The organism is Hyphomicrobium sp. (assembly GCF_035687085.1).
Classification (GTDB): domain Bacteria; phylum Pseudomonadota; class Alphaproteobacteria; order Rhizobiales; family Hyphomicrobiaceae; genus Hyphomicrobium_B.
Genome location: NZ_DASRYS010000017.1, coordinates 175,873 through 190,036 on the forward strand (window position 1 = coordinate 175,873; position 14,164 = coordinate 190,036).

Annotated in this window: 13 protein-coding genes and 1 tRNA gene; 5 read left to right on the forward strand and 9 right to left on the reverse strand. The window is 61.0% G+C overall.

The genetic code is table 11. The features are described from left to right. Nucleotides 1-5: 5 nt before the first annotated feature. Nucleotides 6-1,103, forward strand: a complete 1,098-nt coding sequence (locus tag VFG26_RS15375; RefSeq protein WP_325026869.1) for a 2Fe-2S iron-sulfur cluster-binding protein — start codon at nucleotides 6-8, stop codon at nucleotides 1,101-1,103. Between the two features lie 12 nt (nucleotides 1,104-1,115). Here VFG26_RS15375 and choV read toward each other — a convergent pair whose 3' ends face one another. From choV to VFG26_RS15395, 4 genes are all read right to left on the reverse strand, one after another. Continuing rightward, nucleotides 1,116-2,306 (reverse strand): choline ABC transporter ATP-binding protein, encoded by a 1,191-nt coding sequence (gene choV, locus VFG26_RS15380; RefSeq protein ID WP_325026870.1) that lies wholly within the window; start codon nucleotides 2,304-2,306, stop codon nucleotides 1,116-1,118. Continuing rightward, nucleotides 2,303-3,157 (reverse strand): choline ABC transporter permease subunit, encoded by an 855-nt coding sequence (gene choW, locus VFG26_RS15385; protein ID WP_325026872.1) that lies wholly within the window; start codon nucleotides 3,155-3,157, stop codon nucleotides 2,303-2,305. Before choW ends, choV begins: the two co-directional genes overlap by 4 nt. Before the next feature lie 87 nt (nucleotides 3,158-3,244). Then, nucleotides 3,245-4,171: a choline ABC transporter substrate-binding protein gene (gene choX / locus VFG26_RS15390; protein WP_325026874.1), complete on the reverse strand. Its 927-nt coding sequence runs from the start codon at nucleotides 4,169-4,171 to the stop codon at nucleotides 3,245-3,247. Between the two features lie 271 nt (nucleotides 4,172-4,442). Continuing rightward, on the reverse strand, nucleotides 4,443-5,483 hold the full coding sequence (locus tag VFG26_RS15395) for a GlxA family transcriptional regulator (protein WP_325026876.1): 1,041 nt from the start codon (nucleotides 5,481-5,483) through the stop codon (nucleotides 4,443-4,445). 367 nt (nucleotides 5,484-5,850) lie between these two features. Between VFG26_RS15395 and betA the strand changes: the two genes are divergently transcribed. Together betA and VFG26_RS15405 are read left to right on the forward strand one after the other, a co-directional pair. Further along, nucleotides 5,851-7,518, forward strand: coding sequence for a choline dehydrogenase (gene betA / locus VFG26_RS15400; RefSeq protein ID WP_325026878.1), 1,668 nt, complete (start codon nucleotides 5,851-5,853; stop codon nucleotides 7,516-7,518). 208 nt (nucleotides 7,519-7,726) lie between these two features. After that, nucleotides 7,727-8,632 carry a Ku protein gene (locus VFG26_RS15405; RefSeq protein ID WP_325026880.1) on the forward strand — a complete coding sequence of 302 codons (906 nt, stop codon included), beginning with the start codon at nucleotides 7,727-7,729 and terminating at the stop codon, nucleotides 8,630-8,632. Nucleotides 8,633-8,879: 247 nt separating this feature from the next. Here VFG26_RS15405 and ligD (VFG26_RS15410) read toward each other — a convergent pair whose 3' ends face one another. The 3 genes from ligD (VFG26_RS15410) to VFG26_RS15420 all read right to left on the reverse strand — a co-directional run bounded on the left by ligD (VFG26_RS15410) (nucleotide 8,880) and on the right by VFG26_RS15420 (nucleotide 12,029). Further along, entirely contained in the window at nucleotides 8,880-9,932 is a 1,053-nt protein-coding gene (gene ligD, locus VFG26_RS15410; protein WP_325026882.1) for a non-homologous end-joining DNA ligase, read from the reverse strand. Between the two features lie 20 nt (nucleotides 9,933-9,952). Continuing rightward, nucleotides 9,953-11,644, reverse strand: coding sequence for a non-homologous end-joining DNA ligase (gene ligD, locus VFG26_RS15415; protein ID WP_325026884.1), 1,692 nt, complete (start codon nucleotides 11,642-11,644; stop codon nucleotides 9,953-9,955). A gap of 112 nt (nucleotides 11,645-11,756) precedes the next feature. Continuing rightward, nucleotides 11,757-12,029: a hypothetical protein gene (locus VFG26_RS15420; RefSeq protein WP_325026886.1), complete on the reverse strand. Its 273-nt coding sequence runs from the start codon at nucleotides 12,027-12,029 to the stop codon at nucleotides 11,757-11,759. Between the two features lie 407 nt (nucleotides 12,030-12,436). Between VFG26_RS15420 and VFG26_RS15425 the strand changes: the two genes are divergently transcribed. After that, entirely contained in the window at nucleotides 12,437-12,916 is a 480-nt protein-coding gene (locus VFG26_RS15425; protein WP_325026888.1) for a hypothetical protein, read from the forward strand. A 68-nt stretch (nucleotides 12,917-12,984) separates the two neighbouring features. Here VFG26_RS15425 and VFG26_RS15430 read toward each other — a convergent pair whose 3' ends face one another. Together VFG26_RS15430 and VFG26_RS15435 are read right to left on the reverse strand one after the other, a co-directional pair. Next, on the reverse strand, nucleotides 12,985-13,305 hold the full coding sequence (locus VFG26_RS15430; RefSeq protein ID WP_325026889.1) for a hypothetical protein: 321 nt from the start codon (nucleotides 13,303-13,305) through the stop codon (nucleotides 12,985-12,987). Between the two features lie 162 nt (nucleotides 13,306-13,467). Beyond that, nucleotides 13,468-13,713 carry a hypothetical protein gene (locus VFG26_RS15435; RefSeq protein ID WP_325026891.1) on the reverse strand — a complete coding sequence of 82 codons (246 nt, stop codon included), beginning with the start codon at nucleotides 13,711-13,713 and terminating at the stop codon, nucleotides 13,468-13,470. A gap of 344 nt (nucleotides 13,714-14,057) precedes the next feature. Here VFG26_RS15435 and VFG26_RS15440 point away from each other — a divergent pair. Next, nucleotides 14,058-14,132 (forward strand) — tRNA-Arg (locus VFG26_RS15440). Nucleotides 14,133-14,164: the final 32 nt, after the last annotated feature.

Here is a 14,164-nt window from a genome sequence, read left to right on the forward strand (position 1 = left end):
CACGGATGAGTCGTCTGGGCCCGGCACTTTGGGATGTGACGCCGGGCAAGTGGAACGCCGACGAGGACGATACGCTGATCTGCGTGCACGTGCGCGAAGAGACGCACGACGTCAAAAGCTTCCTCTTTCGAACCGAGACGCCGCGGCTTTTCCGCTTCAGGCCGGGACAGTTCATCACCCTCGAGCTGGAGATCAGCGGCCAAGTCGTCAATCGCTGCTACACCATATCTTCGCCGCCGACGCGCCCCGACACGCTGTCGATCACGGTGAAGCGCCACCCGGGCGGCACAGTTTCGCACTGGCTGCACGACAACATGAAGCCCGGCGCCAAGATCAAAGCGCTCGGCCCCGCCGGTGAGTTCAGCTGCACGCTGCACGCTGCACCCAAGTACCTGTTCCTGTCCGGCGGCTCGGGCGTGACGCCGCTGATGTCGATGGCGCGCACGCTTTACGAACTGGGCGAAGATCACGACATCGTCTTCGTGCACAGCGCACGTTCGCCCCGCGATATTATCTTCCGTCACGAACTCGGGATGATGGCGCACGGCGCAAGCAACTTCCGCACGGCATTCGTGTGCGAGAAGACTGGCGACGCCCGCGATTGGGCCGCTCCCACGGGCTACCTCACGCTGCCGCTCCTGAAGGCCATCGTACCGGATCTCGAGAGCCGCGAAATCTTCTGCTGTGGGCCGGAAGCCTACATGGCGTGCGTCCGTGGGATGCTCAAGGAAGCCGCCTTCGACACGGCGCACTATCACGAGGAGAGCTTCTCGTTCGAACGTCAAAGCGTGTCGTTAGCTGAAGCGCACGCTGAGCCCGCTTCGGCCGCTGCCCCGGCAGAAGCTTTCAAGATCGAATTCACGAAATCCAGCCGCACGATCGAGTGCCGACCCGATCAGTCCATTCTGGACGCCGCGCGCACCGCCGGAATGCGGCTTCCGTTCTCGTGCAGCAAGGGCGTGTGCGGAACCTGCAAGAGCAAGAAGCTTTCAGGCGACGTTGAGATGAAACACGGCGGTGGCATCCGTCAGCGCGAGATCGACGCCGGGATGATCCTGATATGCTGCAGCAAGCCGCTCGGGAACGTCGTCATCGAGAAATAACGCGAGCGGCGATCAATCCTTGCGCCGCAGGATCGCCTGCAGCACGTCGCGGATGCCGATCGCGCCGACGAAACGGTCGTCGTCGTCGAAGAGCGCGACCGGCGCGGTGCCGGACTTGTGCATGGCGAGAATGACGGTCTTGAGGCTGGTGCCGGGGCGCGCCCAATAGACGGGTGACGAATCTTCGCCAACGTGCTTCTCGCATTCCCCGCACGTCACCCACGCGGCTTGGCGTCCGTTGCATTCGGCTGCTGCAACCTTACCCGCGCCGTCGATCTGGAATCGCGTCGTGCGGCGGCGGTCGAGCCAGATCCAGTCGTCTTCCGCGCGCTCCAAATCGCGCATGTCGCGCATCACGTTCCACGCCGTCAAAACCGACAGCGGATTGACGTTGGCGATGAAGTCGCGCACGTAATCGTTGGCGGGCTCCAGCACGATCTCCTCCGGCGCGCCCGATTGTACAATGCGGCCGCCCTCCATGATCGTGATGCGATTGCCGATCTTCAGCGCCTCTTCGAGATCATGGCTGACGAAAATGATCGTCTTCTTGATCGACGTCTGCAGCTGCAAAAGCTCGTCTTGAAGTTTCGTCCGAATGAGCGGATCGAGCGCCGAGAACGGCTCGTCCATCAAGAGAATGGGCGCATCCGTTGCGAACGCGCGCGCAAGACCGACGCGCTGCTGCATGCCGCCGGATAGCTCATGCACGTGCTTTTCGGCCCAGGCGTCGAGCCCGACAAGCGTGAGCTGCCGGTCGACGCGCTCTTTCAGTTCTGCGTGTGGAACGCCGGCGAGTTCCAGCCCGAGCCCGACGTTCTCGCGAACCGTGCGCCACGGCAGCAGGGCGAACTGCTGGAAGACCATGGCCACCTGTTTCTGGCGCATATGGCGGAGCGTCGCCGCATCGCACGAAGCGATGTCGACCATGCGGTCGCCGTCCTTCACCAGCACCGCGCCGCGCGACACCTTGTTGAGGCCGTTGACCGCGCGGAGCAGCGTCGATTTTCCCGAGCCGGAAAGTCCCATGAGCACGGAAATCTCGCCTTCGTTGACGGTGAGATTGGCGCCCGCTGCACCAAGAACCGCGCCGGTCTTGGCGAGAATCTGCGCCCGCGTCGCGCCTGCATCGATGAGCGCCAGCGTCTTAGCGATGTCTTTGCCGAAAACGATATCGACGTTCTGGAAATCGACCGCGACCGTCATTTGCGAACTCCCGCCTGCACAGACAGCGCGCGATCGAGAATGATGGCGAGAATGACAAGGGCGAGGCCCGCTTCGATCCCGAGCGGAATGTTGCGGTTGGCGAGCGCCTTATTGACGGGATTGCCAAGGCTCGGCGCGCCGATCAGCGTCGCGAAGACCACCATCGACAACGACAGCATGATGCACTGCGTGAGCCCCGCCATGATCGAGGGAAGCGCCGCCGGCAGTTCCACCTTCCACAACAGTTGCCGCTTCGTCGCGCCGAAACTCTCGCCCGCCTCCAGCATCGGCTTCGGGATGGACGTGAGCCCGAGATAAGTCATGCGCACGGGCGCGGGCATGGCGAAGATGATGGTCACGATCAGAGCGGGCGCCGCGCCGAGACCGAAGAGAATGAGAATGGGAATGAGATAGACGAACGTCGGCATCGTCTGCATCAGATCGAGCAGCGGCTGCGCCACGCGCCAGACGCGGGGCTTATGGGCCGCCCATATGCCGAGGGGAACGCCGATCGACATCGAAAGTGCGGTCGCCGCGAGCACCAGAACCAGCGTCTGCACCGTCTCTTTCCAAAGGCCCTGATTGAGAATGAAAAGGAATCCTATCAGAACGCCAACGGCCAGTGCCTTGGAGCGCCTCAGCCAATAGGCACATCCCGCAAGAACGACCGCAAGAACGATCGGCGGCACCTGCAGGAGTAGAGCCGACGTGCCCTCGACGATCGTTCCAAGCACGTTGGAGATGGCGTCGAATAGCCACTGAAAATAGTCAGTCACGAAATCGAAGACCGATTTGCCGAACTGGCCCACTGGAATTTTCCAGGCGGCTATCAGCTTCGATAGGGGATCCATCTGGCGCGTTCCCTCGCGTGATGCTCGTTTCCGAAGCGGGCGGCCACACGGTTGCGGCCGTCCGCTTGGGAGTAGCGTTGTGGCGAACTACTTCGCGAGGGCAGCGTTGACGGCAGCCGTCGCATCGCCGCCATCGAAGGTCGTCACGCCCTCAAGCCACGGTTTGGCGGCGTCAGGATTGGCTTTGAGCCACGTGAGAGCCGTCGCTTTGGGATCAGCGCCGCTCTTCAAAACGGGCTCCATCATCGCGCCTTCCATGGCGAGATTGAATTTCAGGTTGCTCAGGAACTTGCCGACGTTCGGGCATTCTTGCGTGTAACCGGCGCGAACGTTGGTGCTGACCGTCGCCGCGCCGAAGCCGGAATCGCCCATGCCGTCGAGATAAGCGATCTTCATTTCGCCCATGATCGGATGCGGCGTCCAGCCGAGGAACACGATCCAGTCTTTCTTCTTCATCGCCTTCTCGGCCTGGGTCAGCATGCCCGCTTCCGAACTCTCGACAAGCTCGAAGCCTTCCAGCTTATTCTCGGGCTTCGCGATCATGCTGCTGATGATGCGGTTGCCGTCATTGCCCGCTTCGATGCCATAGATCTTGCCGCCGAATTTGTCCTTATGCGCGCCGAGATCGGTGAGGCTCTTCACGCCCGCATCTGCAACATACTGCGGCACGACGAGGCCATAACCCGCATCGCTCAAGTTGACGCCGATCGTCTCGACCGACTTGTCGTCCGTATAGGGCTTGATGTCGGCCGTCATGCTCGGCATCCAGTTGCCGAGGAACACATCGATGTCCTTATTCTTCAAGGATGCGTAGGTGACAGGAACCGAGAGCGTCTTGATCTCCGGCTCATAGCCGAGCGCTTCGAGAAGGTTCTGCGCGGTCGCGGTTGTGACTTGAATATCGGTCCAGCCGACATCGGCGAAGCGGACCTTCTTGCAGCTCGCACTTTCTGCGTGGGCCGTCGTTGCAGCCAGACAAAGGGCAAGGGCGACCCCCATCGCGATGCGTGTCATGACAACTCCTGTTGTTGGCCGTACCTCGTGTGAGCGACAACAGTCCGCCTGATGAGATGCTCGCATGCGCGATGATCCTGATGTGCCGGCAGTCCCGTTGATGTGTTACCCGGCCGGATAACCCCTTCAGCTAATCACGGCGGTCAGCCGCCGATTTCTCAATTGCGACGCTAATCTGCGTTTACGCGCCGGACACGCGTACTCCTTTCACTTTCCAGGCTGTTTCGAATTTGCGGCTCATCGCGATGCCAGCCCCCCTCGGCCGCTCACGCTAGATTGACGGCAGCCTTTCGCGGCTCGTATCGCGCCGCAGCGAAGGCGATGCGGTGAACACGGGCTCGGCCTCACTAGGCTGGCGCTCGCTGCGTGGCGTCCGCCCGTAAAGCGCGCGATAGGACTTGCTGAAGTGGCACGTCGATTGAAAACCGCAGGAGACTGAAATCTGCGTGATCGACATTTGCGATTGCAAAAGCAGTTCCCGCGCGCGGCGCAGGCGAAGCTGCAGGTAATATTTCGTCGGCGTCGTATTGAGCGTGTCGCGAAACATGCGCTGAACCTGGCGCAACGACAGCCCGGCAAGGTTCGCAAGCTCCACCGCGGTCAGCGGCTCTTCGAAGTTCGCCTCCATCAACGCGGCGATCTCGACGAGCGCACCCTGGCTGAAGCCCAAGCGAGCGGCGAGCGGAATATGCTGCCGGTCATAGCCATCGCGCACGCGCTCGAGAATGAATTGATTGGAGATTTCCGCAACCAACGTCTTGCCGAAGCTGCTGCGCACGAGGGTCAGCATCATGTCGATCGGCGCGATCCCGCCCGTGCACGTCACCCGGTCGCGATCGATCACGAACAGTTCTTCCTGAAACTCCACGCGCCCGTGGAATTCGCGAAGGCCGGCCATGTTTTCCCAATGAATGGTGCACTTATAGCCGTCGAGGAGCCCCGACTTCACAAGCGCATAGGTCCCCGTGCACAGCCCACCGAGCACGACGCCGTCCCGCGCGATGCGGCGCAGAAGATGAATGACCTTTTCACCGACGAAGTTCGCGACGTTGGTGCCGCCGCAGACGAGCACCATGTCGAGATCGCCGGCATCATCGTAGGTCGTCGCGGCCGCATACGACATGCCGTTGCTGGACGGCACCGGCTTTCCGTCAAGCGTCAGAATGGTCCAGGAATAATGGGTTTGGCCGCTCAAGCGGTTGGCCATGCGAAGAACTTCGATCGCGCTCGAAACCGCGATCATCGTGTACTCGTCGAGCGTCAGGAAACCGATCCTGCGGATCCCACTCAGCTTCGTCGCAACTTCGTTCACGCCGCAAAAGCTCCCATAGGGAACGGGAAGGCCAGAAACGCAAGGCTAGAGAGATCGTGATCGGTACTCAGAAATAGTATCACCAAGTCGTATTTTGACAAGTTGAGATTGTGCAAGTCCGGGGCCATTTCGTGGAAGCCGTTGAGTTCGCTTCCACTGTCGTTGCGGACGCCATTTGTGTCGTATCTGGGACAGCCGGAAAAAGGCGACAAAGGCATAGGATGAACGGGCTTGAGTTCGCGACCGCCAGCTTGGAGTGGCGAATGATCCTCGCCCAGCGTGAAGGGCTTCTCTCGCCGCTTTGCTAGGCAATCTGAGTGATCATGGTGCAAGCGTTGCGGATGAGGATTGGGGGATCGGTCCACAGATGAGCACGAGCACTGCGCAGGAGTACGACTACATCATCGTCGGCGCGGGGTCCGCCGGATGCGTGCTCGCCAATCGCCTGACCGAAGACGCGGACACCCGCGTGCTAGTCCTGGAAGCGGGGCCCCAGGACTACAGCATCTTCATCCATATGCCGTCCGCGTTCGCTTATCCGCTCGCCGGCACGAAATACAACTGGTGGTACGAGTCCGAGCCAGAGCCGTTTCTCGATAACCGCAAGATGTACTGTCCGCGTGGCCGCGTGGTCGGCGGATCGTCGTCCATCAACGGCATGATCTACATTCGCGGGCACGCGTTTGATTATGACGCCTGGGCGCGCCAGCAGGGGCTGCAAGGCTGGAGCTACTTCCACTGCCTTCCATATTTCAAGAAGTCTGAAACGCGTCTGAAGGGCGGTGACGCCTACCGGGGCAACTCGGGTCCGCTGCTCGTCACCACGGCGCGCTGCACCAATCCGCTCTACGACACCTTCATCGAGGCGGGCCGCCAAGCCGGCTACCCTGTCACCGAGGACATGAACGGCCACCAGCAGGAAGGCCTAGGCCGCATGGACATGACCGTCTACAAGGGACGGCGATGGAGTGCGGCGCAGGCTTACCTGCGTCCCGCACAAAAGCGGGGAGGGGTGGATCTCAAACCGAAGTCGCTCGTCACGCGCCTCCTGTTCGAAGGCAAGCGTGCCATCGGCGTCGAATACGCGCGTGGTGGCCGCCTGCAATCGGCACGCGCCGCGCGCGAGGTGATCGTCAGCGGCGGCGCGATCAACTCGCCGCAAATCCTCATGCTGTCGGGCATCGGCAACGCTGACGAATTGAAGAAGCTTGGGCTCCCCGTCGTACAGCACCTCCCGGGGGTCGGCGAAAACCTGCAGGACCACATCGAAGCCTACGTGCAGTACGAATGCAAAGAGCCGGTTTCGATCTACAGCGCCAACAATCCGCTCGCGAAATTGAAAATCGGCATCGAGTGGATCCTGACGGGCAAGGGCCTCGGCGCCACCAACCATTTTGAATCGGGCGGCTTCATCCGCAGCGAGGCCGGCGTGCTGCATCCCGACCTGCAGTATCACTTCTTTCCGATGGCCATCAGCTACGACGGCTCATCCGCCGCGAAGGGACATGGCTTTCAGGCGCACATCGGCCCGATGCGGCCGACGAGCCGCGGCTACGTCAAGCTGAAGTCGGCGGACCCGCGACAGTATCCGCGCGTCCTCTTCAACTACATGCAGACGGAGCAGGATCGCAAAGAGATGCGCGCCGGCATCCGGCTGACGCGCGAGATATTCTCGCAGAAGGCTTTTGATCGCTATCGGGGGGCCGAGCTGGCGCCAGGGCCGGCAGACCAGAGAGATGCCGCCATCGATGCGTTCATCCGGGCCAAGGCCGAGAGCGCCTACCACCCATCCTGCTCCTGCCGCATGGGAACGGACGAGATGTCAGTCGTCGACGGGGAGGGGCGGGTGCATGGCGTGGACGGCCTGCGCGTCGTCGATGCCTCGATCATGCCCGATGTCGTCAGCGGCAATCTGAACGTTCCCACCATCATGATGGCCGAGAAGATTGCCGACGCCATCCGCGGGCGGCCACCCCTGCCGCCCGAGCAGGTCCCGGTGTGGGTCAATCCCAACTACACGACGAGCCAGCGCTAAACGGGGCGCATGCTGAACAAAGCCCTGGCAACGCGCCGTTAACTTTCTGGTCTTGGGAGCGAAGCTTGGCCAATCGGTTGCCCCCCGGGAACCCGCCCCTATGGCGGTGCGTTTTCGCAGGTCGCGACGCGTGCCGCACGAACGCTTAGCGTCCGAAATCCTTCGTGCTAATCTACATTCGAGTAATGCGTTCCCGAGGAGCTTGACGATGGCAACTGCGCGGTCCTTCTGGAAAGGGCACCTGCGCCTGGCGCTCGTTACCATTCCCATCCGGCTGGTTAGTGCGACCGCGTCGGAAGACAAGATTGCGCTGCATCAGGTCGACAAGAAATCGAAGCAGCGCATTCGTTATCAGAAGGTAGCTGGCGAAAGCGGCAAGGTCGTGCCGCAGTCGGACATCGTCCAAGGCTATGAGCTCGACAATGGCAACTACGTTCTCTTCGAACCGGACGAGCTGGACAAGCTGAAGCTCACGACGCGGCACACTGTCGAGCTGACGGAATTCGTGGAAGCCTGCTCCATCGATCCGCTCTACTTCGCGAACCCTTACTACGTCCTTCCCGACGGTGATGTCGCCGAGGAAGGCTATCGCATCATCCGCGATGCGCTGCGCGCAACGAAGAAGTACGGCGTCGGCCAGCTGACGATCCGCGGCCGCGAAAACCTCATCGCAATGAAGCCGAGCGGCGACGGGCTGATGATCGAAACGCTGCGCTACGCCAGCGAAGTCCGCGATGCCGACGAGATCTTTGAAGGCATCGGCAATGAGAAGCTGCGGCCCGAACTCGTGGATATGGCGAAGCAGCTCATCGAAGAGCGCACAACGAAATTCAATCCGGCAGACTTCAAAAACCACTACGCTGACGCGCTGCGCAGCCTCGTGAAGGAGAAGGTCGAAGGCGGCCTCTCGACCGAAGTCGCGGGTGGCGACGAGCCGCCGTCGGGTGGCACGGTGATCGACTTCATGGAAGCGCTGCGCCGTTCGACGCAGAAGTCACCGCCGTCGAAATCGGAAACCACCAAAACGAAGACAGCGGCCTCCCGTCAAAAGCGCGAACCTGTGAAGCGCGGCGCCGCGAAGCCGACAAAACGAAAATCGAAGGCGCGCGGATAAAACCGCGTTCGCACCGCGAGACTCGTGCTAGTCTTGCTGCATCGCGAGATTTTATAACGCGCGCTCGTATTTCAAAGCGCTTCGTCACTACCCGTTCGAGCAATGCTCTTGCACGTTTGTAGCCTGATTGCGTTTGGCAATTTCAGGAGAAACTTCATGCACCCAATTTTTGCTCTTTGGATGTGGATGATGATCATTCCACATTTTGCACAGCAGCTATTTCTGCCGTTTTGAACTCTATTCGCCTTCAGGCGCTGATGACTTTCGTGGTGGGGCGACGCACGTCTTTCGCGGGTTTGTCCTCGCGCAATCCCTTGAACGCGGCGTGCCGCAACAGGCCATCGGCTGTCCACGCGCGATATTCGATTTGCGCAACGAGCGTGGGCTCCACCCATGTCACATCGCGGCGCTGGAGATTTGTCAGGCCAGACGCAAGGGCTGGCGTGTCGATGCGCATCGGCTTCAAGGTGCGCATCAAGCTGCTGGCGGTCTTGTTCGTAAATCCAGTCCCGACGCGCCCGGCATAGACGAGCTGCTTTTTATCGTAATAGCCGACGACGAGTGCACCGACGGCATTCGGCGCTGCCTTGCCTTTGAGGTAGCCGAGGATGACGAACTCATCGACCTGCACGCATTTCGATTTCAGCCAGTCATCGTGACGGCCGGAGTGGTAGGGCCGGTCGACGCGCTTTGATATGATGCCTTCAAGCCCGAGGCGGCACGCTTCAGCCAGCATGCGCGCGCCATCCGTTGCGAGATGCGAGCTGTAGCGAATGGGGCCGTCCTTGGGCTTGCCGGCAAACATCGCTTCGAGAGCCGCCTTGCGATCGCCAAGCCGGGCTTCGACGAGGCTCATTCCGTCGAGATAGAGCAGATCGAAGCAATGGAGGACGAAGCGCTCCGCGTGCCCGCTTTTGAGCGCATCGGCCAGCGCCGAAAAGCTTGAATGACCTTCCGCATCGTCGACGACGAGTTCCCCGTCGATGATCGCCGTGCCCTTGTGAAAGGCCGAGAGAAACTGCGGAAGCTTGCCGAAGCGTTCGGTCCAGTCGAGACCATTACGCGTGAGAAGACGGACCACGCCCTTATTGATGTGCGCCTGAATACGGTAGCCGTCGAACTTGATTTCATGCACCCAATCGTCGCTCACGGGCGGCTTGGCAACAAGCGTCGCAAGACACGGTTCGATAAAGGGCGGCATGGGCGCCTTTTCGGCACCCGGAATTTTCAATGGCTTGGTGGCTGAGCGGCGCTTTTCGGCCATGGCTGCGCCCGCGGCATTCGATGCGCTCCGCGCCATGTGAGCTTTTGCCCGCACGCTCAAGAACCCAGCAGCTTCTTGATCGCGCTCTTCAGCGACCGCTCGGAGGCAGCGTATTCCTCCCAGGCCTTCGTCTTCTTCAGAAGGGCAGGGACCGTGTGCACCGTGAAGCGCTGGGGATCGAGCCCCTTTTTGACCTGGGACCACGTCAGCGGCATCGATACGGTGGCGTTGGGCCGTGCCCGCGGCGACAGCGGGGCAACGGCGGTCGCCATGCGGTCGTTTCGGAAGTAGTCCAGGAAGATCCGGCCCGTGCGCAGCTTCTTCGTCATCTTTATAAGATAGTCGTTCGGGCTGTCGGTGGCCATTTGCTGGCACACGGCTCCGGCGAATGACTTGCCCTCATCCCAGCCGATCGTTTCACCGCGCGATGTCTTGATAGGCGTGACAACGTGAAGGCCCTTACCGCCGGTCGTCTTGCAGAAGGCGACCAGGCCAAGCTTCTCAAGCCGTTCACGCAGCTCGTTTGCGGCCTTCACCACGCGGTCGAATTCGACGTCCGGCGCCGGATCGAGATCGAAAATGAGGCGGCCGACCGAATTGGGATCGCGCTCGGCGCAATTCCAGGGATGAAACTCGAGCGAGCCGATCTGCCCAAGCCCGATTAATGCCTCGACCGAGTTGGCCTCGATGTAGGGTTCGCGATCGCCCGAAACACGCACGACGTCGATCTCGGGCGACATACCCTTCATCGCGTGGCGCTGGAAGAACATCTCGCCGTTGATGCCGTCGGGCGCCCGAATGACGGAGCAGGGGCGGCCCGTGACATGCTTCACCATCCAGTCGCCGACGTCTTCGAGATAATGCGCAAGATCGATCTTCGTCACGGCCGCGCGCTCACCGGCGGGCCACATCACCTTATCGGGATGCGAGATGCGAATGCCCATCACGGAAGCCGATGAACCGTTCTGCGCAGCGGGTTTTGATTTCGCAGCCTTGGAAGCCTTGTGCACGAGCGTGCGTTTCATTGGCTTCGCTGGCGCGGCCGCTGGAGCAGGATCCGGGTCGTCCGCATAGCCTTCGGCTTTGTTGGATTGCCAGACGGCGTCGGGTTTTGCGGCTGCGCGGCGCCGCGTGATGAATGGCTCAGGCCCTTTGCCTTGACCCGCCGCAATCTGCGCCATCGTACGTTTGGAAGCGACCGAGCGATCCTTCTCGAGAATGGCGTCGCCATCGTCCGCATGGGCACCTTCGTCCCGATGTTTGATCAAAAGCCAATTGGTGCGCTTGCCCCCGGTTCGGTCATGCTTGAGCTTCACGAGCACCCAGCTGCCCTTGAGCTTGTCGCCCACGAGCATGAATTTCAGCTCGCCCTTACGGAGCTGCTCTTCCGGACTGAGGTTTCCGACCGGCTGCCAGAAGCCGCGGTCCCACAACATCACCGTGCCGCCGCCGTACTGACCTTTGGGAATGGTGCCTTCGAAATCCCCGTAATCGAGGGGATGATCTTCGACTTCGACTGCAAGACGTTTGTCCTTGGGATCGACGGAGGGCCCCTTGGTCACGGCCCACGATTTGAAAACGCCGTCGAGTTCGAGACGCAGATCGTAATGGAGGCGCGTCGCATCGTGTTTCTGTATGACGAACCGCAGATACTTCGCCGGGCGGATCTCCGCAGCTCCGCTGGGCTCGGCCGTCTTCGTAAAATCCCGCTTGGCGCGATACTCGGAGAGCTTCTTCTTCTGTGCCATGCGATGCGTTCCGTCCCCTAGTCAAAGCAAAGCCGCCGGGAGCGCGAAGCTCCCCAGCGGCCTGGGCACCTGATTAAAGGCGCCTGACGCACGCTGGTGCATGCGTCTCACATCAAAAACGGCTCTGGAAACAGTTTTGTTCCGCTTCAACGCTGGCCCACCCCCATCCCGTCGTATCGGCTTCGAGCAAGCGGCTTTTGAGATAACCGGGGTCGAGATCGTCGCTGTGGATCGAGGCCAGAACTTGCTTGGCGAGCCACTCCCGGCAATCGGACCCGTGAGGCCCGCACCTTACCCCGTCGGGAAGTGAGGCCCAGACCTCGTCTAAGACACTCTCAGCCAGCGCGAGATCTTCCGGCCCAAAAACATTGTGAGCAACATACATGGCGAGCAATTCCTGTTCCTGAAAAAAACAGTGTGCGCTTGTTCCGCCTCTTTGTTAATCCCCCAACTGCGGTGAGCGCGGCTCCGCCACGAAGTCACCTACTGATATAATAAACGCTTTATTGGCAGATTGAGTAAGAGCGGGGGACGTTTACCGATCCGCCGGGCCTAGCACTCGTCTGCTGCCGCTGCCAGCACGACAAGGCAACCCGTCACCGCACGCGCGCCGGGCGCACAAGCTGGTTTTTTTTGGATTGCTGCACCACACTCTCCGCACCTTTCTGTTTTAGAATGAGTGCTCCGCAAGCCTTCATTAGCGTTAGCCGGAACTGCAGCATTTAGCTGCCTGTTGTTTCTAATGGGTGCCATCTACGGTTCCCCGTGAGAGAGACCAAGGAGCGTCAAAAAATGAAAACAAGGATTATTACGACGCTGGGAGCGATCGTGCTTCTGGCGACGGGAGGCGCTATCGCCGAAGCAAGACAAGGCGGTGGCGGTCATGGAGGCGGCGGCGCGCATTTCGGGGGTGGCGGTGGTCACGGCGGTGGCGGTGCCCGCTTCGGCGGCGGTGGCGGCGGTCCACGCTTTGGAGGCGGCGGTGGTGGCCCTCGCTTTGGTGGCGGTGGTGGCCGGCACTTCCAAGGCGGTAATTTTGGTTCACGCGGGCCCCGCGGAGGCTTTAACGGCGGCGTCCGCCACGCGGGACGCGGACACGGCCATGGGCATCATCACCATCGCGGTGGACGCCGCTGGGGAGGATACCCCTACTACTACTCCGGCTATTACTACGGCGGTTCGTACGGCTACGACTGCGATTGGCTCTACAGCCGGGCGATTGCTACCGGCAGCCGGTACTGGTGGCGCCGCTATGAGGACTGCGCATTCTGAGGCCTGAAATGAAAATGGCGAAGGTTCTTGGAACCTTCGCCTTTTTCAAATGGTCGTCGCTAGTTGTCTCAGGGGCTAGAGGTTCCCGTGCCCGGGGGCGAGGTCGGGACTCGGGCGCCTGGGTTGGAGCCCGCGGCCGGATCGTTGGGCGTGGAGGTGGAGGGGCCGGGCTGAACGTTCTCGTTCGTGGTCGGATCTGCCGGGATGCCGGCCGGGCTCGAAACACCCGCGTCACCCGCGCTGCTGCCGGTCGACGGAGACGGCGCCAAGGTCTGGGGCCGTGAACCCGGCGTCATCGGCTCGCCGCTGTTCGGGCTCTGGGCCATCGCGCCTGCCGCGCTGGCGGCGAGCAGGCCGAAACTTACAACTGCGCTTGTAAGAACTTTCATCCATATCTCCTTTTCTTGTGGACGTTCCCCATCGCAAACGGCCGCTCGTCGCCGTTGGTTCCGTGCGCTGAGCGGCCGCGCTGCACGCGCGATGGGGTGCATCGACGATCAAAAAAGGAGCTGAACGGACCAATTCGCGGCTTCGCGCAGTCCGTGCCCGTACTACGCGCTCAAACGAGTGACGCGCGCGAAGATTTCTTGCTGCAAGTGTGCTTCGCGCCGCAACTTGGCGATAAGATCGCGGGCCATCGGCAGAGGATTTGCCGCCACTGATGGCAGCCGGGCCGCTTTCTCGCGAAGCATTGGCGCGTGCTGCCGGTAGACCGCTGCGCTGCGATGCGCAACCGCCTTCAACAACAGGATCAACGCTGATGCTGTCGGCTGCGGCTCTGGCTCAGAACCGCTCACGTAATGCAGGATCTCAGCCCGCACGCGATGTTGCCAGTCTTTGAAGTCAGGAACTCGGGATTGCAGGGAACGAATTTGGCGTTGGCAGAATTGCTCGATCAAAGCCATGACTGCGATTTGGTCTCCCCGTGAAAGTCTGCAGATTCCCCGCTGCTAACGGCCTTTCGGCCCGTCTGGTTCCATTTAGTGTTGCATTTTATCACTTCCTGAATCGCGTGATCATTGAGCTAGTCTCTCTTCTCAATGTGTCGTCAACGCGGCGCACAAAATTCGGATGGAAGCTATCGTTCGGATGGAAGCTATCGTGGAGAGGCCTTTCGCCGCCGCGAGGAGCGCATCGCCGAGGTCCCGTGGCTCAATGGATAGAGCGTCGGAATTCGACTCCGAAGTTGCAGGTTCGAGCCCTGCCGGGATCGCCAACTCGCTCCCAGCCGACGCTGGAACAAAATCA